This is a genomic window from Haloarchaeobius salinus (assembly GCF_024464185.1).
Lineage (GTDB): Archaea > Halobacteriota > Halobacteria > Halobacteriales > Natrialbaceae > Haloarchaeobius > Haloarchaeobius salinus.
Genome location: NZ_JANHAU010000003.1, coordinates 78,290 through 99,246 on the forward strand (window position 1 = coordinate 78,290; position 20,957 = coordinate 99,246).

22 protein-coding genes are annotated in these 20,957 nt (G+C 68.4%); 12 read left to right on the plus strand and 10 right to left on the minus strand.

Annotated features, from left to right (window positions below):
* Window positions 1-5: 5 nt before the first annotated feature.
* The 3 genes from NO345_RS12700 to NO345_RS12710 all read right to left on the minus strand — a co-directional run bounded on the left by NO345_RS12700 (window position 6) and on the right by NO345_RS12710 (window position 2,359).
* A complete protein-coding gene (locus NO345_RS12700) occupies window positions 6-878 on the minus strand; it encodes a phosphatase PAP2 family protein (RefSeq protein ID WP_256299731.1) in 873 nt (290 codons plus the stop codon).
* Window positions 879-1,064: 186 nt separating this feature from the next.
* Complete coding sequence (locus NO345_RS12705) at window positions 1,065-1,823, minus strand: RNA methyltransferase (RefSeq protein ID WP_256299733.1); 759 nt, start codon at window positions 1,821-1,823, stop codon at window positions 1,065-1,067.
* Window positions 1,820-2,359: a DUF8114 family protein gene (locus tag NO345_RS12710; protein ID WP_256299735.1), complete on the minus strand. Its 540-nt coding sequence runs from the start codon at window positions 2,357-2,359 to the stop codon at window positions 1,820-1,822. The genes NO345_RS12705 and NO345_RS12710 overlap by 4 nt, the downstream gene beginning before the upstream one ends.
* Window positions 2,360-2,868: 509 nt before the next feature.
* Here NO345_RS12710 and NO345_RS12715 point away from each other — a divergent pair.
* Complete coding sequence (locus tag NO345_RS12715; protein WP_256299737.1) at window positions 2,869-3,336, plus strand: hypothetical protein; 468 nt, start codon at window positions 2,869-2,871, stop codon at window positions 3,334-3,336.
* 6 nt (window positions 3,337-3,342) lie between these two features.
* Here the strand turns inward: NO345_RS12715 and NO345_RS12720 are convergent, their stop codons facing one another.
* Window positions 3,343-4,989 carry a hydroxysqualene dehydroxylase gene (locus tag NO345_RS12720; RefSeq protein WP_256299739.1) on the minus strand — a complete coding sequence of 549 codons (1,647 nt, stop codon included), beginning with the start codon at window positions 4,987-4,989 and terminating at the stop codon, window positions 3,343-3,345.
* A gap of 118 nt (window positions 4,990-5,107) precedes the next feature.
* On the opposite strand from NO345_RS12720, the gene NO345_RS12725 reads away from it, so the two are divergent.
* From NO345_RS12725 to NO345_RS12740, 4 genes are all read left to right on the plus strand, one after another.
* Window positions 5,108-5,404: a NifU family protein gene (locus NO345_RS12725; RefSeq protein WP_256299741.1), complete on the plus strand. Its 297-nt coding sequence runs from the start codon at window positions 5,108-5,110 to the stop codon at window positions 5,402-5,404.
* Window positions 5,405-5,465: 61 nt separating this feature from the next.
* A complete protein-coding gene (locus tag NO345_RS12730) occupies window positions 5,466-5,828 on the plus strand; it encodes a DUF192 domain-containing protein (protein WP_256299743.1) in 363 nt (120 codons plus the stop codon).
* 92 nt (window positions 5,829-5,920) lie between these two features.
* Window positions 5,921-7,522: a hydroxymethylglutaryl-CoA lyase-like TIM-barrel protein gene (locus NO345_RS12735; RefSeq protein ID WP_256299745.1), complete on the plus strand. Its 1,602-nt coding sequence runs from the start codon at window positions 5,921-5,923 to the stop codon at window positions 7,520-7,522.
* 54 nt (window positions 7,523-7,576) lie between these two features.
* Window positions 7,577-8,041: a DUF7522 family protein gene (locus tag NO345_RS12740; RefSeq protein ID WP_256299747.1), complete on the plus strand. Its 465-nt coding sequence runs from the start codon at window positions 7,577-7,579 to the stop codon at window positions 8,039-8,041.
* Here NO345_RS12740 and NO345_RS12745 read toward each other — a convergent pair.
* Window positions 8,038-9,018, minus strand: a complete 981-nt coding sequence (locus NO345_RS12745; RefSeq protein WP_256299749.1) for a transcription initiation factor IIB — start codon at window positions 9,016-9,018, stop codon at window positions 8,038-8,040. The two genes, NO345_RS12740 and NO345_RS12745, sit on opposite strands and share 4 nt — an antisense overlap.
* A 205-nt stretch (window positions 9,019-9,223) precedes the next feature.
* Here NO345_RS12745 and coxB point away from each other — a divergent pair, with 205 nt between their 5' ends.
* The 4 genes from coxB to NO345_RS12765 all read left to right on the plus strand — a co-directional run bounded on the left by coxB (window position 9,224) and on the right by NO345_RS12765 (window position 13,586).
* Window positions 9,224-10,090, plus strand: coding sequence for a cytochrome c oxidase subunit II (gene coxB, locus NO345_RS12750; protein WP_256299751.1), 867 nt, complete (start codon window positions 9,224-9,226; stop codon window positions 10,088-10,090).
* Window positions 10,087-12,696, plus strand: coding sequence for a cbb3-type cytochrome c oxidase subunit I (locus NO345_RS12755; RefSeq protein WP_256299753.1), 2,610 nt, complete (start codon window positions 10,087-10,089; stop codon window positions 12,694-12,696). Before coxB ends, NO345_RS12755 begins: the two co-directional genes overlap by 4 nt.
* A 5-nt stretch (window positions 12,697-12,701) precedes the next feature.
* Entirely contained in the window at window positions 12,702-12,971 is a 270-nt protein-coding gene (locus tag NO345_RS12760; RefSeq protein WP_256299755.1) for a cytochrome C oxidase subunit IV family protein, read from the plus strand.
* A gap of 87 nt (window positions 12,972-13,058) precedes the next feature.
* A complete protein-coding gene (locus NO345_RS12765; RefSeq protein ID WP_256299757.1) occupies window positions 13,059-13,586 on the plus strand; it encodes a GNAT family N-acetyltransferase in 528 nt (175 codons plus the stop codon).
* Here the strand turns inward: NO345_RS12765 and NO345_RS12770 are convergent.
* The 5 genes from NO345_RS12770 to NO345_RS12790 are packed head-to-tail and all read right to left on the minus strand — an operon-like array spanning window position 13,583 to window position 17,528.
* Window positions 13,583-14,722 (minus strand): hypothetical protein, encoded by a 1,140-nt coding sequence (locus NO345_RS12770; RefSeq protein ID WP_256299759.1) that lies wholly within the window; start codon window positions 14,720-14,722, stop codon window positions 13,583-13,585. The genes NO345_RS12765 and NO345_RS12770 overlap by 4 nt on opposite strands.
* Window positions 14,719-15,075, minus strand: coding sequence for a hypothetical protein (locus tag NO345_RS12775; RefSeq protein WP_256299761.1), 357 nt, complete (start codon window positions 15,073-15,075; stop codon window positions 14,719-14,721). The genes NO345_RS12770 and NO345_RS12775 overlap by 4 nt, the downstream gene beginning before the upstream one ends.
* A complete protein-coding gene (locus tag NO345_RS12780; protein ID WP_256299763.1) occupies window positions 15,072-16,445 on the minus strand; it encodes a hypothetical protein in 1,374 nt (457 codons plus the stop codon). The genes NO345_RS12775 and NO345_RS12780 overlap by 4 nt, the downstream gene beginning before the upstream one ends.
* Window positions 16,432-17,112, minus strand: coding sequence for a DUF7546 family protein (locus tag NO345_RS12785; protein ID WP_256299765.1), 681 nt, complete (start codon window positions 17,110-17,112; stop codon window positions 16,432-16,434). The genes NO345_RS12780 and NO345_RS12785 overlap by 14 nt, the downstream gene beginning before the upstream one ends.
* A gap of 2 nt (window positions 17,113-17,114) precedes the next feature.
* Window positions 17,115-17,528 (minus strand): hypothetical protein, encoded by a 414-nt coding sequence (locus NO345_RS12790; RefSeq protein WP_256299767.1) that lies wholly within the window; start codon window positions 17,526-17,528, stop codon window positions 17,115-17,117.
* A 284-nt stretch (window positions 17,529-17,812) separates the two neighbouring features.
* On the opposite strand from NO345_RS12790, the gene NO345_RS12795 reads away from it, so the two are divergent.
* Genes NO345_RS12795 through NO345_RS12805 form a run of 3 tightly spaced genes read left to right on the plus strand, consistent with a single transcriptional unit; the run spans window position 17,813 to window position 20,939 of the window.
* On the plus strand, window positions 17,813-19,036 hold the full coding sequence (locus tag NO345_RS12795) for an ABC transporter substrate-binding protein (protein WP_256299769.1): 1,224 nt from the start codon (window positions 17,813-17,815) through the stop codon (window positions 19,034-19,036).
* A 14-nt stretch (window positions 19,037-19,050) separates the two neighbouring features.
* On the plus strand, window positions 19,051-20,061 hold the full coding sequence (locus NO345_RS12800) for a carbohydrate ABC transporter permease (protein ID WP_256299771.1): 1,011 nt from the start codon (window positions 19,051-19,053) through the stop codon (window positions 20,059-20,061).
* On the plus strand, window positions 20,058-20,939 hold the full coding sequence (locus NO345_RS12805) for a carbohydrate ABC transporter permease (protein ID WP_256299773.1): 882 nt from the start codon (window positions 20,058-20,060) through the stop codon (window positions 20,937-20,939). Before NO345_RS12800 ends, NO345_RS12805 begins: the two co-directional genes overlap by 4 nt.
* Window positions 20,940-20,957 lie beyond the last annotated feature (18 nt).

Below are 20,957 nucleotides of genomic sequence, written 5' to 3' on the forward strand. Positions count from 1 at the left end.
AGTCCTCAGTCGGCGCGCTGGGCCCGCGTCTCGCTCTCGTCGGAACCGATGGGAAGGAGGTCCGCGACGCGCGCCTCGTACACCGCCGGATCGGGCATCCGCTGGGAGATGTAGTACGCGATGCCGACGAGCACCAGCGCGAAGGCGGCGTCGCTCAGCCAGTGGACGCCGAGGTAGAACGTCGAGAACATGATGAGCACCGTGAGGATCCCGGCGAGCCAGGCGTACGGCCGGTCGGTCTCGCGGGCGTACAGCGCTGCCATCGCCGAGATACCGGTGTGGAGGCTCGGGAACGCCTTCACCAGCGTGTCGGTCGTGGTGATGCCCTCGCTGACGATGGGATGCAGGTCGTACAGCAGCGCGCGCATCACCGGCTCGCCGCTCGCGGTCTGCCCGAGGTACTCCGACGTTACCGCCACGGGGAACGCCAGGAAGTACGGCAGCGCGAAGAGGACGAGCAGCGCGTAGCCCGCACAGTACCGCCGTGCCTGCTCGCGGTCGTGGACCTTCAGCTTGAAGTACGTGAACAGGGTCAGGAACGGGAAGCCGATGAGGTAGACCAACGCCATGAAGTACGTCAAGGGCTCCCACGTGACCGCCTGGAATGCGAGCACGGCTGTCCCTTCCAGGTCGTAGATGACGGCGGTGTACGCCGCGCCGGAGTGGAAGGTCCCGGCCATGGTGTTCACGCCCTGCGTGACGACCCAGGCGACGCCGAGGTACTTCCAGTCGGTCCGCACGAGCTCGCGGGCGAACTCGCGGGGCGACGCTCCGGGGACGAACAGCGAGAAGCCGACGGCGAACGCGACGAGCGTGGGGACCGCTACGATGATGGTGAACAGCGTACCGAACGAGATGGCGGGGAGGAGCTGTTCCATGGTGCTACTCGTCGACGGCTGTCGTCGGCTGTCGGTCGTCGAGCTGTACGTCGGGGGGCGCGGTGGGCGGTGCGACGGGGCGGAACCGTCGCTGGCGGCTCTGGAGGGGCATTGACCTATCGATTACTGAATAGTCTTTCGCGTCGGACAAATGCTTTCCGGTACGGTTGACACACGTCAGCCGGCCTACCGCTCGTGGTCGCGGCCCCGGAGGTCCCGACCGCGTTCGAGCTCCTCGCTCGCCCGGCGGAAGATGCCCATCATCGTCCGGGTCTCGCGTTCGGTCAGGTGCGCCCGGCCGAACACCCGGCGGGCCATCCTGACGGTCTTGTGTCGCTTCTCGTCGTTGTGGTCGATCCCGTCGAGCAGGTCCTCGAACTTCTCGTAGAGGTGCTCGATGAGCTCCTCGTCGGCGCGCTCGTGCTGCCGGTCCGGGAGCTGGGTCTCCTCGACGGTCAGGTCCCGCAGCTCGTACATCGTCACCGTCGCGGCCTGCCCGAGGTTCAGCACGGGGTACTCGTCGCTCGCCGGGATGGAGCAGACCGCGTCGAGCCGCGAGAGCTCCCGGTTGTGCAGCCCGTTGGCCTCGCGGCCGAAGACGATGCAGCTGTCGCCGTCGAGCTCGGCGAGGTCGTCCGCGAGCTCCGCCGGCGTCGAGTAGGGGAACCGGACGTGCTTCCGGCAGTCCTCGTTCGTCGTCGCCGTCAGCCCGACCGTGTAGTAGTTCTCCACGAGGTCGTCGAACTCGACTTCGCGGGCGTCGGCGAGCACGTCGCGCCGTGCCCGGCCCGCGAACCCCCACGCCTCGCCGTGCTTCTCCTTGACACCCTCGGGCGGGTCGACCAGCAGCAGCTCCGACAGCCCGAAGTTCTTCATCGCCCGGGCGATGGTGCCGACGTTGCCCGGCGTCTTCGCGTCGACCACCGCGACTGCGGGCACGCTCATGCGTCGTCGCCGGTCGGGTAGTCCCGGTCGAACTCCATGTTCCGCAGGTCGATGCGCTTCTCCTCCTCTTCCTCCTGCTGGTCGGCGAACTCCTCGGGGTCCGGTAGGTTGGGAGTCGGCAGGTCACGCGGGTCCGTGTCCACGTGCTCCATCCCGGCGTAGCCCTCCGGCGCGCGCCCACCGTCGAGGAACCACTCGTGGAACGCGTCCTCGAACTCCTCCGTCTCGGCGTACTCGACGCCCCCCTCCTCGCGGAACCAGTAGAGGAAGTCCAGCTCGTGCTCGTCGCAGAGCACCGCCTCGTTCAGCGGTTCGCCGTACACCGCCGCCGCCTCGTTGCACTGCTCGATGTTCTCGTCGCCGTGAATCAGCCAGCAGGCGTCGCACGGCCCGCCGAAGATGACGGTGAGCCGGACGAGCCGCCGACGTGTGTCGTCGCTCATCTCGTCGAACGGACGCACCTCGGCATCCTCGGTGAACACCTCGTCCTCGTCGAAGCGCCACCCCCGGAGACCGATGCTGATCTTCTCGCTCATACCCGACGGTATCGGGTCTGTGGGTAAAAGCGACGCGTATCGGGACTAGTATCTGTGGCTCGTGATTGGGTCGGGTCGGTCTCGGACACGGACGGTCAGGAAGCGACTTCGAGGCCAACAGGCCCTATTGACGATAACAACCGGAAAGCCCCGAGCGTCTCGACGGCTGCACCTCGCTGCGCTCCTCGTACCTGCGGTGCTTGCGTCGGTTCGCCTGTCGAGACGCTCGCCCCTTTCAGCCCCACCCGACCGCGACCGCCCCGCACCTCAGACCTCCCCAGCCGATTGCGCTTCTCAGTCGCTAGCGCTCCCTGCGATGCTCATCCCTCGCGCGAGTGCGGCGAGCGGCCTTCGGCACGCTCGCCAGCCGCGCGCCATCCGGCTGGTCGGACAACGACGACGCCACAGTCCGGGAACCCTACGCAGGCCGAAGTTCTACAATAGCCGTCAACTATTCTCGTGTCGAGACCTCCCGAAGACACTTGCCTGTGTTCTCCGATACCTCGGTCATGCGACACGGAATCGCCCTGCTGTGTCTCTGCCTGGTCCTCGCAGGCTGTTCGTCGTCGACACCAGCGCCGGGGACGACGACGCCGACGGACTCTCCGTGTTCGACGACGGTCGAGTACGAGCAACGACCGGTTCCCGACCTGCCCTCGAACGTCACCCGTGAGACGGCCATCGCGTTCGCAGAGAGCCACGCTGAGGCCCTGGCGTGGAACGATAGCATCCGTTCGGCCGAGTTCGGGCTCAGCGTTACCAGCGACACCTCCGTCGTGAACCGGACCCCTGACGGATTCATCATCCACGTCACCGGTGGGGTGACGTTCCAGGGCTGTACCGACGGGAGCGTGTGGGTTGCGGACGGCGGACTGGCTGCGAACTACTTCGTCAACGAGACGACGGCTATCCGCCTCAATCATCCACAGAACACGACCGACGACCCGCGAGAGCACGGCGGCGAGGTCGTTGTATAACCCGACCTAGGGCCGTACCACGTCCCGGTACGCCGACCAGAGCGACGACGCGCCCTCGCCGGGATGGGTCAGCCCGAGGCGCTGGCCGATGTCGTCCTGGCGGCGCAGCGGCTCGAAGACGGCGGGCCACTCGAACGGCCAGATTTCACAGCGCTTCGCGGGGTGACCGACATCGTCGAGCAGCGCGTTGACGGCCCGTCGGGCGGCCTCGTTCGCACACTCCATGCTCGCGAGGTCCGTCTCCGTGCGGACGTAGTCGGCGGCGAGGTAGAGGTTCGGGCACTCGGTGGCCGCGTCCGGGCGGTGCTGGAGGCTTCCGACGGTGTTGATGAGGAGTTCGGCGTCGTTCGTCGCCGTGCCCGTTTCCTCGTCGAACCCGACGGCGGGGTCGAGCTGGCTGGCGACGAGGGTGGCCTCGTTCAACAGGTCGGTGCCGAGGTGGGCGCGGAGCTGTGCCCAGGTCTCGTCGACGATCTCCTCGCGGGTGCACTCGCGGGCCGGCTTGCCGTAGACGATGCCGGGTTCGTCCCACTCCGAGATAATGACCGAGAGCACACCCTCGGTCTCGTCGAACGCGTCGAAGTCGTAGCGCTCCCAGAACTGACGCTGGCTCACGGCGGTCAGCGCCCACGGCGAGTCGTAGAACACGCCGTGCCCCCGGACCGGCGCGAGGTCCTCCCGGAGGTAGAACTGCACGCCGTTCATCCAGCCGTGGTCGAGGTTCCGCACGCCGGACAGGGAGGGGGCGGCCCGTTCCAGTTCGGGCGTGAGCAGCGCCGCGACGGCGGGCGCTGGCACCGCGAGGACGTAGTGGTCCGCCTCGATTCGTTCCTCGTCACCGTCGGGACCGTCGTACCGAATTCGGGCACCGGTGACGCGCTCCCCGTCGGATTCGACTGCGGTGACGGCCGCGTTCGGGACGAGTTCGACGCCACGGCGGCGCAGGTGGTCGACCCACGGGTCGATCCACGCCTCGTTCGTCGGGCCGTCGAGCAGCCGGTCGGCGGGGAGGTCCGGGTCGAACAGCCCGCGGAGCATCTGCAGGTAGATGCGGCCGATGGTCCGCGTCGAGGACACCTGCGGGCGCATCGCGACGAGGGACTGGGTGATGCCGTAGCCGAGGTACGTCTGGTACGCGTGTGACATCTCCTCGGCGCGGATGAACTCCCACCAGGAGCGCTGCTCGTACTCCTCGCGCCAGCGTCGCTCCGAGCTGGACAGCAGGGTCAGCAGGCGGTTCGCGAAGAACGCCGCCTCGTCTCGGGGCACCTCCGAGCCGAACACGTTCAGGATGCGTTCACGCCACTCCCGCACCGAGCGCGGCGCGCCGACGCGCATCAGCCGGTCGTCGCCGTCGGTCACCGCCTGCAGGAGCTCGTCGGTGGTCGTCAGCCGGTCGGCGACGGTGCCGCCGTCGACCGGGATGCGGGACATGGTGTCGGTGACGTGCCGGTAGAACCCCGGGAAGAACCGGAACCCGTGCTCCGCCGGGAGGTGGGCGTCGCCGTCCGCCGGGCCGGGGAAGCTCCGGGCCTTCCCGCCGAACCGGTCGTTGCGCTCGTACACCGTCACGTCGAACCCGCGCTCCGCGAGTTCGTGTGCTGCACTCAGACCGCCGATACCGCCGCCGAGTATCGCTACCGTTCGTGTCATTGTCTGTCGTGGAGGCCGGGTGTTCACCCCCGCTAGGGAACACAGCACAAAAACCGTTCGCACGGGGAAGCGGGGTCGTATGCCAACGTCTATACTTCTCGCGTTCCTCCGAACAGTTATGACCGACGAGGCGGAGCTTCGCGACCGCATCGGGGCGTTCCTCGACCGGAACTTCCCGCAGATCGAGATGCATGGAGGGAGCTGGGACATCGCGAGCCTCGACGCCGAGAGCGGCGAGGTGCACCTGCTGCTCTCCGGTGCCTGCGACGGCTGTGGCATCTCCAGCCTGACGACGGAGGCGCTGCGCGCCCGACTCCCGGCGGAGATCCCCGAACTGACCGAGGTCACCGTCGAGACCGGCATGGGCGAGGAGTCCCGTCCGACCGCCGAGGACCTCTCGGACGTGCCGTTCTGAGGGCGACCCGGGGACGGGAGCGACCCGCAGACCTAAATCGGGGGCCGACGAAGCCTCCCCCGTGCGACTCGTCCACTACGAAGCGAGGGGCGACGACGAGCTGTCGTCCGAGACGCTGGCCTCGACCGTTGAGTTCGCCGACTCGTTCCTCTCGCGGGCCCGTGGACTCATGTTCCGACGTTCGATCCCCGACGACTACGCGCTCGTGTTCCGGTTCGACCGGCCGTCGACCCACGACCTGCACATGGTGTTCGTCCCGTTCGCCATCGACGCGCTCTGGCTCGTCGACGACGAGGTCGTCCACAAGAAGCGCCTGCGGCCCTGGGTCGGTATCGGCCGGGCGACCGCCGACACCATCGTCGAACTCCCGGCGGGGGCGGCCGCCGACGTGGAGCCGGGCGACATCGTCCACGTCGAGGACTGACCGACGGCAGTTTTTGCGGGTCCGACAGTTCGGTCTGTCCGACGGAGTCGTTGATTACCGTGTGCGGTCACGGATCGAGTGGCATATGACCGGTGACCGATTTATTCGGGGGCTCCCCCGAACACACACTCTCGAACGCTGACGTCAGCTTTCTGGACACGACACTGCGCGACGGCGAACAGGCACCCGGCGTCTCGTTGACCCCGGAGGAGAAAGTGGAGATAGCGGCGGCGCTGGAGCGGTCCGGCGTCGACGTGGTCGAGGCCGGCTCGGCCTGCACGGGCGAGGGCGAGCGCGCGGCCATCAGCCGTGTGACCGACCTCGGGCTCGACGCGACCGTGACGAGCTTCGCCCGCGGACTGCAGGGAGACATCGACAGCGCGCTCGGCTGCGACGTCGACGGCGTGAACCTCGTCGTCCCGTCGAGCGACCGCCACGTCGAGCGGAAGGTCGGCTCCACGCGTGCGGAGGTGCTCGACTCCACCGTCGAACTCGTCGAGTACGCGAAGGAGCACGGCCTCTGGGTCGAGGTCATCGGCGAGGACGGCTCGCGTGCGGACCTCGACTACCTCGAAGAGCTCGCCGAGGTCTCGCTCGACGCGGGCGCGGACCGGTTCTGCTTCGCCGACACGGTCGGCCACGCCGGCCCGGAGGAGACCGCCGAGGCAGTCGAGCGCCTGGCCGCGGTCGGCCCCGTGAGCGCACACACGCACGACGACCTCGGACTCGGCGTGACGAACGCGCTGGCGGCCGTCGAGGCCGGCGCGGACCTCGTCCACGCGACCGTCAACGGCGTCGGCGAGCGCGCCGGCAACGTCGCGCTGGAGGAGGTCGTGATGGCGCTCTCGCACGTCTACGGCGTCGAGACGCTCGACACGGAGACGCTGTACGACCTCGGCAGCGTGGTCGCCCGGACGACGGGGATGCGGCCCGCGCCGAACAAGGCCGTCACGGGCGCGAACGCGTTCGCCCACGAGTCCGGCATCCACACGGACGGCACGCTGAAGGACGACCGGATGTACGAACCGTACCCGCCGGAGGCGGTGGGCCGCGAGCGCCGGCTCGTCCTCGGCAAGCACGCCGGCCGGGCCGGTGTCCGCGCCGCGCTCGCCGAACACGATGTCGACGTGACCGAGGAGGAACTCGGGGTCGTCGTCGGGCGCGTGAAGGACCTCGCGGAGCGGGGCCGCCGCGTGACCGACGCCGACCTCCTGGCGGTCGCCGAGGACGTGACCGGCCGGGAGCGCGACCGCCGGGTCGAGCTCGTGGAGGTGACCGCGACCGCCGGCAGCGCGACCCCGACCGCGAGCGTCAGGCTGGACGTGGACCCGTCGGTGCTCGGCCCCGAGGACCTCTCGGACGCCGAGGTCGCCGAGGCTGAAGAGTCGGGCGGGACCGTCGAGCGCGTCGCCAGCGGCACCGGCTCCGGGCCGGTCGACGCGGCGGTGTCGGCGGTCAGGAAGGCCGTCGGCGGTGCGACCGATGTCCACCTCACGGCGTACCACGTCGACGCCATCACCGGGGGCACCGACGCCCTCGTGACCGTCGAGGTGACGATGGCCCGCGACGACGACGAAGTGACCGTCGCCCACAGCGACGCCGACATCACCCGAGCCAGCGTCGAGGCGATGGTCGACGCCCTCGACCGATTGCTCGCGGACGCACAGCCGCGGCTCGCCCCGACGACGGACTGACGAGCCAAACTACCCGGTTTTTTAACCAGCAGTATCATTGTTCCGCCCGTTGGGATGACCTACGACAGCCCGACGCAGTCGCCGGCGAGGGCCCAGTTCGTCGACGAGACGCCCCCGGGGAAGCGGATCGTCGACCGGACGGACGGCATCGTCGACCGGCTGCGTGACGAACTCGGTCGCGACCTCACGATGGTCGCGGCCTACAACGCGGACGTGCTGGAGATCCACTACTTCCACGAGACGTTCCGCGAGCAGTACGAGCCCTCGGACCTCGACGCGCTCGCCGCGGACCTCTGTCTCGACGGACGCATGGGGGATTCGTTCCAGGAGGAGCTCCTGCAACTCGGCCGCTTCAACTTCGTCGTCAAGGGGTTCGACGACGGACTGCTCCTGCGCGTGCCGCTCAGCGACGGGACGGGGGTCGCGGTCTCGACGAACCTCAACGCGGGGGAGAAGGTGGCGACGATGGTCCCGCGTATCGTCGAGAACTGCGAGGTGCGTGTCGAGACCCGCGATTAGGGTCTCGCGTCCGACGCATCTGCGGCCTCGAGCAGCTCCTTGTAGCGGTTCCGGATGGTGACCTCGCTCACGTCGGCCACCTCGCTGACCTCGTTCTGCGTGACCCGTTCGTTCGTCAGCAGCGAGGCGGCGTAGACGGCGGCGGCCGCGAGGCCGACCGGCGACTTGCCCGAGTGGATACCGGCCTCCTTGGCGTCGCGGAGCAGTTCGCGGGCGGTCATCTCGCCCTCGTCGGTGAGCCCGAGGTCGCTCGCGAACCGGGGGACGTAGCTCTCGGGGTCCGCGGGCTCGACCTCGAGGCCGAGCTCGCGCACGATGTACCGGTAGGTCCGCTTGAACTCCATGTCGTCGACGCGGCTGACGCGGGCGACCTCGTCGAGGCTGCGGGGGACGCCACCCTGTCGGGCGGCGGCGTACAGTGCGGCGGTGGCGACGCCCTCGATGGAGCGTCCCGGCAGGAGGTCCTCGGAGAGGGCACGCCGGTAGATGACCGACGCGGTCTCGCGGATGTCGTCCGGGAGGCCGAGCGCGCTCGCCATGCGGTCGATCTCGCCGAGGGCCTGCTTGAGGTTGCGGTCGCGGGAGTCGCGGGTGCGGAACCGTTCGTCCCAGGTTCGCAGGCGCTGCATCTTGCGGCGCTGCTTCGAGCTCAGCGACCGGCCGTAGGCGTCCGTGTTCTGCCAGCCGATGGTCGTCGACAGCCCCTTGTCGTGCATCATCTTCGTCGTCGGGGCACCGACGCGGGACTTCCGGTCCTTCTCGGCGGCGTCGAACGCGCGCCACTCGGGGCCGCGGTCGACGGACTCCGTCTCGACGACGAGCCCGCAGTCGGCACAGACGGTCTCGCCGCGTCCATCGTCGGTGGCGAGTCGGCCGCCACACTCGGGACACTGCTCTCGCGTGCGTGTCTGTTCGGAGACGTCGCGCTCGCGAACGGCGGTCTCGCGACCGCTCGTCCGGGTACGGGTTTCTGTCATCGTGGGTGGAGGGCAAGCGCCTCGACGCGGTGTCGAGTCCTTGCTAACCGAACGTAACCTCCAGCCATTTATGAATTTTTCGCCAGTTATTAAGTGAGGGGGTGGGCGAAAATTTCCGCGGGAAAGGCCTTGCTGACACGAACCAAACCCCTTGGTAACACTCCCCAATAAATAAATACTCGCGCATCGGAGACTCGGACATCCGATGCAAGGTGGACTACTGGTACAGGTCGCCGGGCAGCTAGAGCCCGACGGGAACCGGGCCGAGGTGTTCGGTACGATCTTCGAGGTGTTCCTGATCCTCGGCACCGTGGTCGGTGTCGTCGTTATCGGGTACATGCTGTACAACGCGTACAAGTACCGTGACGACGGGACCGCTCCCGCCGAGGAGACGGTCGAGCGGCCCACCCTCGGGGAGCTCCCGGAGGGTGGCGGGCACGGGCGGAAGCTGCTGCTCTCGTTCACGCTCAGCGCCGTCATCGTCATCTCGCTCATCCTCTGGACGTACTGGGCGCTGCTGTACGTCGAGGCGGGGGCGGCACAGCCGGCCGAACCCGAGATGGAGGACGGGACGACGGTGGACGTCACGGGCTACCAGTTCGGCTGGGAGTTCGAGTACCCCAACGGCAACACCAGCGAGGGGACGATGTACGTGCCCGAGGGTGAGCGCGTCCGCATCGTGGTGACGTCCTCGGACGTGATGCACAACTTCGGGGTTCCGGCGTTCAAGACCAAGACCGACGCCATCCCCGGCCAGACGACGAGCACCTGGTTCGGCCCGGTCGAGGACGGTACGTACACCATCAAGTGCTACGAGCTCTGCGGGGCCGGCCACTCCTACATGACCGGGACGGTGGAGGTCATCGACGCCGACGAGTACGACCGGATGTTCGAGGAACCGATGAACAGCACGAACTCGAGCAACAGCACGCAGGCTGACGGTGACGCTCGGATCGCGGCCGGTGGCGCACCGGGGACCGACAGTCCGTCCATCGCAACCCCGACTGACGGCGCGCCGGCGGTACGACCGGCCGCCCGCCCCGCGGCCACGAGGGGTGTTCTCAGGGCATGACCGACGACGACCACGGGACGACGACGGACGGTACCGGCGACGAACCAGTGAACGACGGCGGCACGGCCAGTGACGGGGGACTCGTCGATGACGACCGGTTCCCCACCGGCGGGGTCCCCGACACCTCCCACGAGGACGACGACGAGCACGGGCTCCCACCGACGTACTCCATCCGGCGCTGGTTCGTCACGACCAACCACAAGGACATCGGGCTGCTGTACACGGTGACGGCACTGTTCTTCCTCATCTTCGGCGGCCTGCTCGCGCTCCTGATGCGCCTCGAGCTGTGGGCCCCCGGTGCGAACGTCATGTCGGCCGGTTCGTACAACCAGGCCGTCTCCGCACACGGGCTCATCATGGTGTTCTGGTTCCTCTCGCCGCTGGCGTTCGGCTTCGCGAACTACATCGTCCCGCTGCAGATCGGCGCGAAGGACCTCGCGTTCCCGCGGCTGAACGCGCTCTCGTACTGGCTCTACCTGTTCTCGGGCATCCTCATGGGCATCTCCTTCTTCCAGGGGAGCACGTTCAACGGCGGCTGGACGATGTACGCGCCGCTGAACATGCCCGTCTACACGCCGGAGATCGGCGGGACGACGACGGTACTGGCGTTGATACTGTTCGTCGCCTCCGCGACGGTCGGCTCCGTCAACTTCCTGACCACGATGCATCGCATGCGTGCGGAGGGGATGACCCTCCGTCGGATGCCCATCTTCACGTGGAGCATCCTGCTGACGGTGTGGATGATGCTCTTTGCGTTCGCAGCGCTGCTGGCCGCGCTGATGCTGCTCAGCTCCGACCGGCTCATCGGGACGGGCTACTTCGCGGAGAGCAGTCCCGGCGGGGCGATGCTGTGGGCGCACCTGTTCTGGTTCTTCGGCCACCCCGAGGTGTACATCGTCTTCTTCCCCGCCCTCGGCGCGATGGCGGAGATATTCCAGACGTTCACGGGTCGCCGTCTCGTCGGCCGGAAGTGGTTCATCGGGGCGATGCTGCTCGTCGCCATTCAGAGCTTCGTCGTCTGGATGCACCACATGTTCCTGACGAGCATCAACCTCGAGATCAAGACGCTGTTCATGGCGACGACCATCGGAATATCACTACCCTTCGACCTGATGGTGTTCTCGCTGATCTACACCATGTTGAAGGGGAAGATACGGTTCAAGACGCCGTTCCTCTTCGGCTTCGGCGCGCTGGTGCTGTTCATCCTCGGGGGCATCACGGGTGTCTTCCTCGGCGCGGTCGTGCTCGACTACACGCTCCGGGGCACCTACTGGGTCGTCGCGCACTTCCACTACGTCATGGTCGGCGGCGTGACCGGGCTCGTGGGGGGTCTCTACTACTGGTTCCCGAAGATGACCGGCAGGATGTACGACGAGACGCTCGGGAAGGTCCACTTCGGGATGTACTTCGTCGGGTTCAACCTGCTCTACTTCCCGATGTTCATCGCCTGGGAGACCCCGCGGCGCGTGTTCGAGTACGCGCCCGCGCTCACCGGCATGCACCAGCTCTCGACGGTCGGGGCGTTCCTGCTCGGCTCGTCGTTCCTGGTGATGTTCTACAACCTGTTCAAGAGCGCCTTCGTCGGCGAGGAGGTGGAGGGCCAGCCCTGGGACTTCGCCTCCACGGCCGAGTGGACGGTGCCGTCGCCGCCGCCGCTCGAGAACTTCCCCGGCGTCCCGACGTACGCGAGCGGCCGCCTGGAGTTCGAGGACGGCGGCTCCGCACAGACCGACGGGGGTGCTGTCCACGGCAAGGCCGCGGCGCTCCCCGGTAGCGAGGCGACCGAGACCGACCACGAGGGCGGCGAGAGCCACGCGAGCATCTGGCCGTTCGTCCTCGGTCTCGGCGGCTTCCTGGTCCTGCTCGGGCTCTCCGGACTCCAGCGTGGCTACTTCCCCGACGGGACGATGGGCGGGCTGTACATCGGAACGGCCGTCGTCGGGGGGATCGTCGCGTTCGGCAGCCTCGTGGCGATGACCCGCGAGAAGTTCCACGGTCCCGAGGGGCCGTTCGGCGAGAGCTGGCCGTTCACGAGCGTCGAGAACACGAAGCTGGGGCTGTGGATCTTCCTCGCCTCCGACGTCATCCTGTTCGGCGCGTTCATCGGCGCGTACGTGTTCTCCCGGGTGGCGTACGGCTGGACCGACTGGCACCACCTCATCCCCGAGGCACACGTGGTGTTGCCCGGGCTCATCAACACCTACCTGCTGTTGACGAGCTCGTTCGCGGTCGTCATCGCGATGGAGTTCGCCGAACGGGAGAACCGCCTCGGCGTCGTCGGCTCGCTGCTGGCGACGGTCGGCCTGGGGGTCGGCTTCCTCATCAACAAGGGGATCGAGTGGCAGCACCTGTTCCACATCTCCACCGACGCGTTCCCGGCCGGCTGGGACCCAGCGACGAACATCGCGTCGACGACGTTCTACGTCACGACCGGCCTGCACGCCCTGCACGTCATCGTCGGCCTCGTCATCGCCGGCTACATGATCTTCAGAGCGTGGGGTGGGGCCTACATGGGCGACGACGAGCCCATCGAGTACTTCGGGCTGTACTGGCACTTCGTCGACATCGTCTGGCTGTTCCTGTTCCCGCTGTTCTACATCGTGTGATACCCATGTCCAGAGCAAAACTCTACACCGTGATATACGTCGTTCTGTTCGTGCTGGCGACCGTCCAGGTCGTCGTCGAGCAGGCCGGCTACCTGGAGGAATCGTACTGGATGGCGTTCTGGGCCATCATGGTCCTGTCGGCGCTGAAGGCGGTCGTCGTCGCGGGCTGGTACCAGCACCTGCGCTGGGAGCCCCGCTCGGTGACGACGCTGATGCTGCTCGGCCTGCTCGGGGCGGTCGCGCTGACCGTCGCCGCGTCGTACTCCATCCTGTGACGGCGGCTTCCCGTTTCCACACCACTGTCCCACAGCGGCAGCTGCACGACCGGAAGGGCGAGGGGGACGACGGCCCACCATCGACCCATGCAGATCCGCGTCGCCACCGAGGCCGACGTCCAGGCGATCAGAACCGTCCACGAGGCGTCCATCCGCGGCCTCGGGTCGGAGACGTACGACGTCGAGCAGGTCGACGCGTGGGCGGCGGGCGTCGAGTCGGCCGACTACGCCGCCGTCTCGCACGACGGGTTCTACTACACCGTCGCGGAGATCGAGACGGGGGCTGTCGACGGTCAGTCCGTCGTCGGATTCGGTACCCTCGCGTGGTGCGAGCCCGACGGCTACCAGGCCGACGTGGACGCCGAGGTGACCGCGGTGTACGTCCACCCGGACGTGGCCCGCGACGGCGTCGGTACGGCGCTCCTCGTGGACCTCGAACGGCAGGGCCGTTCCGAGGGCTTCCGAAGCCTCGGCCTCACCGCCTCCACGAACGCCGTACCGTTCTACGAGGCCCACGGCTACGTGCGGGTGCGAGAGCGGACACACGAGTTCTCCGTCCGTGAGGGGACGGGTGTCGAGGGAACCGTCGTCGAGATGCGGAAGGGGCTCGACTAGCGGGCGCAGGTCGCCCGGACCGTCGACGCGAGCGTCACCGCACTCGCGGTCAGTAGTCCGATCGCGGCGACGAGGAAGAGCGTCGCGAGCGGCGACTCGGGGTCGGTGAACGCCCAGTACAGTGGACTCGCCGACGCCCCCAGGGCCGCGCTGGCGATGCCGTACAGTGCGGGACCACAGCAGCAACACGCCGTCGCGCCGGTCGTCGCGAGCGCGCCGGTGACGCCCGTGACGGTCCCGCCGTCGGCCGCGGCCGTGCGGTCAGGGCTCGCAGCGTCCTGCGTCCGCCAGACCGTCGTGCCGAGCGCGGCGTTGATGCCGACCAGCCCGGCGAGCAGGCCGAGGGTGATGCCGGTGCCGACCGAGAGCGCGGCGAACATCGGGACTGCCGGCCGGTACATCTCGATGGCCGGCCACGAGACGAGCGGGCTGACGAACGTCGTCACCACAGTGAAGGGCTCCCCGCCGGCCTGCGGCACCGGGTCGGGGTTGAACGTTGCGAGCCCGGACGAGAACGCGAAGAAGCCGGCGAACCCGACGGCTGCGAGCGCACCCACGAGCCGCCCTCGGGTGCCGACGCGGGCGAGCGCGGGCCGGAGCTCCGTCCAGTAGACGTAGCCGAGCAACGCCGGCACCGCGAGCACGAGCAGGTAGCCGAGCGGGTGGCGCGAAGCGTCGCCCGGCAGCAGCGCGGGGTAGGCCACCCAGAAACCGAGGACGGAGCCCAGCACCGGGTAGGCGTGGCGGTCGCCCCACCGGAGCTGGTAGGCGACGACGCTGCCGAGCGCGATGGCCATCCCGCCGAACACCGTCAGGACCGGGTAGAACTGGCGTGGCAGCGGCGTCGTCGACAGCGGCTCGACCTGCACCTCGACGAGTCCGACCGTCGCGAGCGCGGAGAGGGAGACGCCGGCCACGAGCAGCCCTGCGCTCGTGCGTGGGTCGGGTCGCTGCCCGGTCCGGTCGAGCCACGCGACCGTGCCGAGGAGCGCGACCCCGACGAACAGCGTTCCCAGCAGCAGCAGATGGGGCGTGCCGCCGTGGACCGTGCCCTCGTGGGCGCTCGCGGTCGGCACGAGCGTCGTGCTCGCGAGTGCGACCAGCACCGTCTGCAGGCCTCGGCGGCGACGGCTCACAGGCTCAACACCACCATGTAGACGAGGACGAGCACGGCGTAGAGGCTGGCGAGCCCCGCGATGACCTTCAGGTGGTAGACGAACAGCTCGTCGGTCTCGGCCTCGATGGCGTCCTCGTAGCGTCCGCGTTCGGCGTCGGTCAGATCACCGGCGTGGACCTCGCCGAGGTGGAGGTCGTGGTGCGTCGTCGTCGGGAACGGCCGGCCGCATCGGTCACAGGTCGCCGCCGGCTCCTCGCCGGCGGGAACGTCGTACGTGGGCGGGTCGTGGCCCGGACGGTCGGCCTTCGACGACTGCGGGGGCTCCTCGGTCGCGGGCGTGCCGTCGGTCGGGTGGTCGTGTGTCGTGGTCATACTGGTGGGGCGACGTAGGGCTGGCCGAGCAGCCACATGCTGGTCATCGTGTAGAACACCATCACGAGGGCGAACGGGTACTGGCTGCGGATGGGCTGGAGCCGGCCGGTGAACGTCTCGAAGGCGATGGAGTGGGCGACCCAGATGGCGAGCAGGTGCCCGAGCACGACGAACGCCAGCCCCAGCGAGCCGAACCAGTCCGGCAGCACGGCGACGGGGACGTTCTGTGGCGGCGTGAACGGGTCCAGCGCGAGCACCTCGAGGGTCGGGACGAAGGTGAGGAAGTAGCCGAGGAAGTGCGCGAGGTGGTAGCCCGCCGCGATGGGCACCAGCGAACCGACGAACCGGCGCTCGACCGTGCCCGCGCTGACGTAGCTCTCGGCGGTCCGACGACCGACACGTGCCGCGAACCGGTAGACGCCGAGGAACAGCGCATAGCCCGCGACGATGCCAGCGACGTACACCGCGAGTGCGGGGACGCCGACGTCCACGAACCACCGGGCCGTCCCGGCGAACGCCGGCGTGGACACCAGGCCGTCGAACGAGGTCGCCCAGACGAGCGCGACGACGAACCGCACGTCGGCCCCCGTCGCGCCGTCGGCGTCGTGGACGAGCCGCGAGCCCGGGAGTTCGACCGTGAACCCGTCCGCTGTCCGGCGGAACGGTGCGAGCCGGCCGTAGACGCTGAAGACGCGCGAGATGGGGTCGACGGACTCGTACCACTCCTCGCCGAAGACGGCCGCGCCAGCGAGGGTGACGGCGGTGTAGGCGAGGACGACCGTCGCGAGCAGGACCGGGTCGGAGGCGACCGGGGTGACGACCTCCAGCCAGACCATCCCGAGCAGGCCGGCGGTCGCGGGCCAGTTCCGGGCCGACGCGGGCAGCTCGCGCTCGCTCACGCGCGGGAGGACGGCACTGATGGCTCGCCACGGGTTGACGGCCGGCCAGCTGTTCCCGAGCAGGTACACCGACGCGGTGTAGCCGGCCCACCAGGCCGCCCAGACGCCGACGATGGCGAGGTTCCGCCGGGGGTCGGCCGGCGCGAGGAACGCCACGGCGAGCAGGAGGACGAGTGCGACGACGCTTGCCACGCCCGCCACGCGGCCGAGCCATCGCGAGAGCGACGCGGCAGACGGGAGCCCGAGTCGCCGGTCGTTCAGCCACGCGATGAACTCGTGATCGGTCGCGAAGCTCGTGAACAGGAACGACGCGCCGACGAGCCCCCCTCCGGAGACGGCGACGAGCCAGGACGGCACCGACGTCGAGGTGAGCGAGCCCGCGAGCGAGCCGGAGTGTGCGAGCACCGGCTCGGCGAGCAGGCTCGCGGCGAGGACGGCGACGAGCGCGCGCCCGGCGTCACGTCGACGCACGCACGCTCACCCCGGGACGCCAGTAGAGCAGCGCGACCGCGACGACGAACACGAGCGTCGAGGCGTCGAGCGAGAAGGCGTACACCGTCCCGAGCGCGGCCGTGGTGCTGCCGGTCAGGCCGGCCCCGACCGAGGAGACGATGGGGAGCGCACAGCTCACGCAGGAGAACAGGCCGACGAGCCCGCGGACGGACGAGCTGGCGGCCTCGACGACGGTCGCGTACACCAGGTAGGAGAGCCCGAGGTAGCCGAGCACGCGGAACGGGACGAGCGTCACGTGGCCGAACGGCGCGACGTACGCGACGATGGGGCCCCAGCCGGGCGAGGCGAGGCGCACGGAGAGGCCGGTCGCCGCGGCACCCACGTCGTGCAGCCCGACGATACCGACGAGCCAGGAGAGCAGCACGAGGTAGCCGACGGCGACGGCGGCGGCGACGGCCTTCGTCCGGCGCGAGCCGGTGACCGGTGCCGTGTGGAGGACCGCGTACGCGGCCACGTTGACCCAGACGAACGGGTAGACGACGTAGCGCAGGTCGAGCACCCGTTCGCCGGTCGCGACGAAGTACGCCGCGAGTACGAGCAGTTCGATGGCGACCAGCAGGAGGAGCCAGAGCGTGCGCTCGCTGGGGAGCGTCTCGGGGTCGACGGTCGCCGTGTTCGCGGCCATCGTCAGGCGAGGAGGAGGCTGGCCGTGATGGCGAAGAGCAACAGCGCACCGAGCGCCCACGCACTCAGCATCGCCGCGATCGCGTTCGTGTGCCCGCGTGCCCGGGTGGAGATGAAGGTCCCGTAGCCGACGTACCCGACGAGCAACAGCGCGCCGACACCGACGAGGACGCCGCCAACGACGGCCTGCTGGGCCGCGCTCCCCGAGACGAATACGACGACGCTCGTGGCCACAGCGGCGACCACGAGCAGGAACGAGAGCACCCAGACGAGTGGGCTCCCCTTCAGCGACCGCAGTACCGAGCTCTCCGCGCCCCCGTCGGGTACGTACTCCTTCCAGGCGCGACTCGCCAGGAAGGCGACGACGACGACCAGGAACACCGCCATCACTGCGGAGACCCCGACCAGGTATGACATGGTATGTGGTCACAATAATCAGGCATCGCATTTAACGTTGCCGTCCGGAACAGCACGGGACCGACACCGGGCGTCCACCCGGAGGCGACACCGGACACTGGACCATGAGACCGATTCACTTACTCGGAAATGAATTAATTTGGGGAACTATTAAGTAGGGCCTTGCGCAAAGAATGGGTACGTCTCCCATAGAGACACGTGGTGGCATGACAGGACACGATTCGGACTCCGGCGTTTCGCGACGTAGCGTACTCAAGACAACCGGTGCTGCAGGTGCGGCAGGCATGGCCGGCCTCTCCGGCTGCCTCAGCGGGCTGACGGGCGGCGACAGCCCCGAGCCCCTCGAACTGCTCCACGCGTGGAGCGGGGGCGACGGTGCGGCGGCCATCGAGGCCCTGTTCGAGGGCTTCCAGGAGCAGCACCCGGACATCGAGCTCACCAGCGAGGGGATCGAGGGCGCGGCGACCCAGAACCTCGGACAGGTGATCAACGAACGCATCCGTAACGACAACCCGCCGGCGACCTGGCAGAACTGGCCGGGGCAGGCGCTCACCCCGTTCGTCGAGGCGGACGCACTCGGCGACATCACCGACTCCGTCTGGAGCGAGAACGAGATGGAGTCGGCCTACCGCGAGGGCCCGAAGGAGCAGGCGAAGGGCGGCACGGACAACTACGTCTCGGTGCCCATCAACATCCACCGCATCAACAACCTGTTCTACAACACGAGCGTCGTCGAGGAGGCGGGCGTCGACCCGACCAGCCTCTCCTCGCCGTCGGACGTGGTCGACGCGTGTGCGACCATCGCGTCCGAGACCGACGCGGTCCCCTTCGCGCACCAGACGAACGGTCTCTGGTCGACGGCCCAGCTCTGGGCGACCGTGCTGCTGGCCGACTCCGGACACGGCGCGTACCAGAGCTTCTACGAGGGCAACCCGGACCGCGAGGCCGTCGTCTCCGCGCTCGAGATCGTCGCCGACCTCAGCGAGTACTACCCCGACGACGCATCCAGCATCGCGTTCACCGACGCCAACAACATGGTGATGAACGGCGAGGCCGCCTTCATCCACCAGGGTGACTGGGCCGCCGGCGCGTACCGCAACACCGACGGCTTCGAGTACGGCGAGCACTGGAGCTACGTGCCGTTCCCCGGGAGCGAGCACAGCTACCAGCTGAACATGGACGCGTTCCCGTACCCGTCCGACAACCCGACGCCGGACGAGACGCAGACGTTCCTCCAGTACTGTGGCAGCAAGGACGCCCAGATCCGGTTCAACCGCGCCAAGGGCTCCATCCCGCCGCGTGGTGACGTCGACCCCTCGGAGTTCCCGCAGTTCCAGCAGGACCAGATCGAGGACTTCGGCAACGTCGACCACCAGCCGCCGTCCATCCATCACGGCCTCGCACTGCCCCCGGCGACCAAGACCAGTGTCGACGAGGCCATCGGGGCGTTCATCGGCAACTACGACGTCGAGACGGCCGCCGACGAGCTCGTCTCCGCGGTCCAGTAAGCCGAGCATCTCCCATGGACGCAATACGTTCGTGGTTGCGCAGACGACGCTCCAACGACGGCTCGGAGCGGGAGCTCCGGACCGACGGCGGTGCCACGGGGGCACCCGAGCGCGAGGAGGGGCTCGTCGCACGCTACCGCCGGAGCGACGCCGTCCGGTCGGCCCCGTTCTGGCTGCCGGCGTTCCTGCTCGTCGGTCTGTTCGTCTACGGTGCGATCTTCTGGAACATCCTCATCTCGCTGACGGACTACTCCGGACTCGGCGACCCGGAGTACGGGAGCTTCGACCTCGACAACTACGGTCGGCTGCTCTCCGAGACCGGCTCGTACTCGTTCACCAACGCGTTCGTGAACACGGTCATCCTGTTGATCGCGTTCACCCTCATCTGTCTGGCGTTCGGGCTGGTCGTCGCCATCCTGGTCGACCGCGACATCCGATACGAGAACACGTTCCGGACGATCTACCTCCTGCCGATGAGCCTCTCGTTCGTCGTGACGGCGAAGATGTGGCTCTGGATGTTCAGCTCCGACGGGGGGCTCGTCAACGTCCTCCTCGGTGTCGTCGGCATCGGTCCCATCGACTTCATCCGGAACCCCGACCCGAACGTCCAGCTCGCGGCGGTGACGTTCGCGCTCATCTGGCAGTTCAGCGGCTACGCCATGGTCGTCTACCTCGCCGGACTGCGCGCCATCCCCGACGAGCACTTCGAGGCCGCCCGCGTCGACGGCGCGAGCCTCGTCCGGATGTACTGGCGGGTCATCATCCCCCAGCTCCGGACCGCGACCGTGAGCGCCTCGGTCGTCCTGATGGTGTTCGCGCTGAAGGCGTTCGACTTCCTGCGCGCGCTGTACGGGAGTAGCACGCCGTCGGTCGGGACCGACATCCTCGCGACGAAGATGGTCCGCGTGGCGTTCGACAACAACCAGGTCGCGTACGGCTCGGCCATCGCGGTCGTGCTGTTCGTCATGGCGTTCTCCATCGTCACGCCGTACCTGTACAGCGAGTACCGGCGGGGGGCACTATGAGCGGGCCCGACCAGGGGTCGACGCTCAGCCGCGTCGGCCTCTACGTCGTGCTCGTCGGGCTGGTGCTGTTCTACCTCCTGCCGCTGGAGGCAGGCATCGTGACCTCGTTCAAGACGACCGGAGCGTACGGCTCGACGCAGCCGTTCCTGCCCGCGTTCGACGGGCTGACCCTGGAGAAGTGGACCGGCGCGTTCGACGAGCTGTCCGGCGGGCTGTTCAACAGCGTCATCATGGCGGTCCCGGCGACCGCGATGTCTGCGCTCATCGGCAGCATGGCGGCCTACGGGCTGACCAACGTCGACTGGCGCGGCCAGGTCGGCATCTACACCCTGTTCATCGCGGGCATCTTCGTCCCGTACCAGGCGGTGCTGGTGCCCCTGAAGCGGTTCTGGTCGCAGTGGGTCCCGCTCGACGTCTGGCTCGAACCGCTCTGGCTCCTGCCCGGACTGACGAACGACCACGGCGGCCTGTTCGCGCTGATGATCACCCACGTCGCCTACGGCATCCCCATCTGTACGCTGCTGTTCCGGTCGTACTACAAGGCCGTCTCCGACGAGATGGTCGAGGCTGCCCGACTCGACGGGGCGAGCATCCGGCGCATCTACCGACGCATCATCCTGCCGCTGTCGGTGCCGATGTTCGCCGTCGCGCTCATCTACCAGTTCACGCAGATATGGAACGACCTGCTGTTCGCGCTCATCCTCATCGGAGGGTCGGGCGACGCGGCGGTCGTCACGCAGGAACTGGTCGGCGTCGGGCAGGCCCAGGAGGCGACCGACTTCCCGCTGCAGATGGCGGCGGCGTTCGTCACCGCCCTGCCGACGCTGCTGGTGTACATCTTCTTCGGCGAACAGTTCGCGAAGGGAGTGACCGCATGACCATGAACGCTTACACAT

Excerpts from the sequence above, each read along its gene's own strand:
- NO345_RS12700 (WP_256299731.1), bottom strand. The coding sequence starts at position 878 with ATGGAACAGCTCCTCCCCGCCATCTCGTTCGGTACGCTGTTCACCATC.
- NO345_RS12705 (WP_256299733.1), bottom strand. The coding sequence starts at position 1,823 with ATGAGCGTGCCCGCAGTCGCGGTGGTCGACGCGAAGACGCCGGGCAAC.
- NO345_RS12710 (WP_256299735.1), bottom strand. The coding sequence starts at position 2,359 with ATGAGCGAGAAGATCAGCATCGGTCTCCGGGGGTGGCGCTTCGACGAG.
- NO345_RS12715 (WP_256299737.1), top strand. The coding sequence starts at position 2,869 with ATGCGACACGGAATCGCCCTGCTGTGTCTCTGCCTGGTCCTCGCAGGC.
- NO345_RS12720 (WP_256299739.1), bottom strand. The coding sequence starts at position 4,989 with ATGACACGAACGGTAGCGATACTCGGCGGCGGTATCGGCGGTCTGAGT.
- NO345_RS12725 (WP_256299741.1), top strand. The coding sequence starts at position 5,108 with ATGACCGACGAGGCGGAGCTTCGCGACCGCATCGGGGCGTTCCTCGAC.
- NO345_RS12740 (WP_256299747.1), top strand. The coding sequence starts at position 7,577 with ATGACCTACGACAGCCCGACGCAGTCGCCGGCGAGGGCCCAGTTCGTC.
- NO345_RS12745 (WP_256299749.1), bottom strand. The coding sequence starts at position 9,018 with ATGACAGAAACCCGTACCCGGACGAGCGGTCGCGAGACCGCCGTTCGC.
- coxB (WP_256299751.1), top strand. The coding sequence starts at position 9,224 with ATGCAAGGTGGACTACTGGTACAGGTCGCCGGGCAGCTAGAGCCCGAC.
- NO345_RS12755 (WP_256299753.1), top strand. The coding sequence starts at position 10,087 with ATGACCGACGACGACCACGGGACGACGACGGACGGTACCGGCGACGAA.
- NO345_RS12760 (WP_256299755.1), top strand. The coding sequence starts at position 12,702 with ATGTCCAGAGCAAAACTCTACACCGTGATATACGTCGTTCTGTTCGTG.
- NO345_RS12765 (WP_256299757.1), top strand. The coding sequence starts at position 13,059 with ATGCAGATCCGCGTCGCCACCGAGGCCGACGTCCAGGCGATCAGAACC.
- NO345_RS12775 (WP_256299761.1), bottom strand. The coding sequence starts at position 15,075 with ATGACCACGACACACGACCACCCGACCGACGGCACGCCCGCGACCGAG.
- NO345_RS12785 (WP_256299765.1), bottom strand. The coding sequence starts at position 17,112 with ATGGCCGCGAACACGGCGACCGTCGACCCCGAGACGCTCCCCAGCGAG.
- NO345_RS12790 (WP_256299767.1), bottom strand. The coding sequence starts at position 17,528 with ATGTCATACCTGGTCGGGGTCTCCGCAGTGATGGCGGTGTTCCTGGTC.
- NO345_RS12795 (WP_256299769.1), top strand. The coding sequence starts at position 17,813 with ATGGCCGGCCTCTCCGGCTGCCTCAGCGGGCTGACGGGCGGCGACAGC.
- NO345_RS12800 (WP_256299771.1), top strand. The coding sequence starts at position 19,051 with ATGGACGCAATACGTTCGTGGTTGCGCAGACGACGCTCCAACGACGGC.
- NO345_RS12805 (WP_256299773.1), top strand. The coding sequence starts at position 20,058 with ATGAGCGGGCCCGACCAGGGGTCGACGCTCAGCCGCGTCGGCCTCTAC.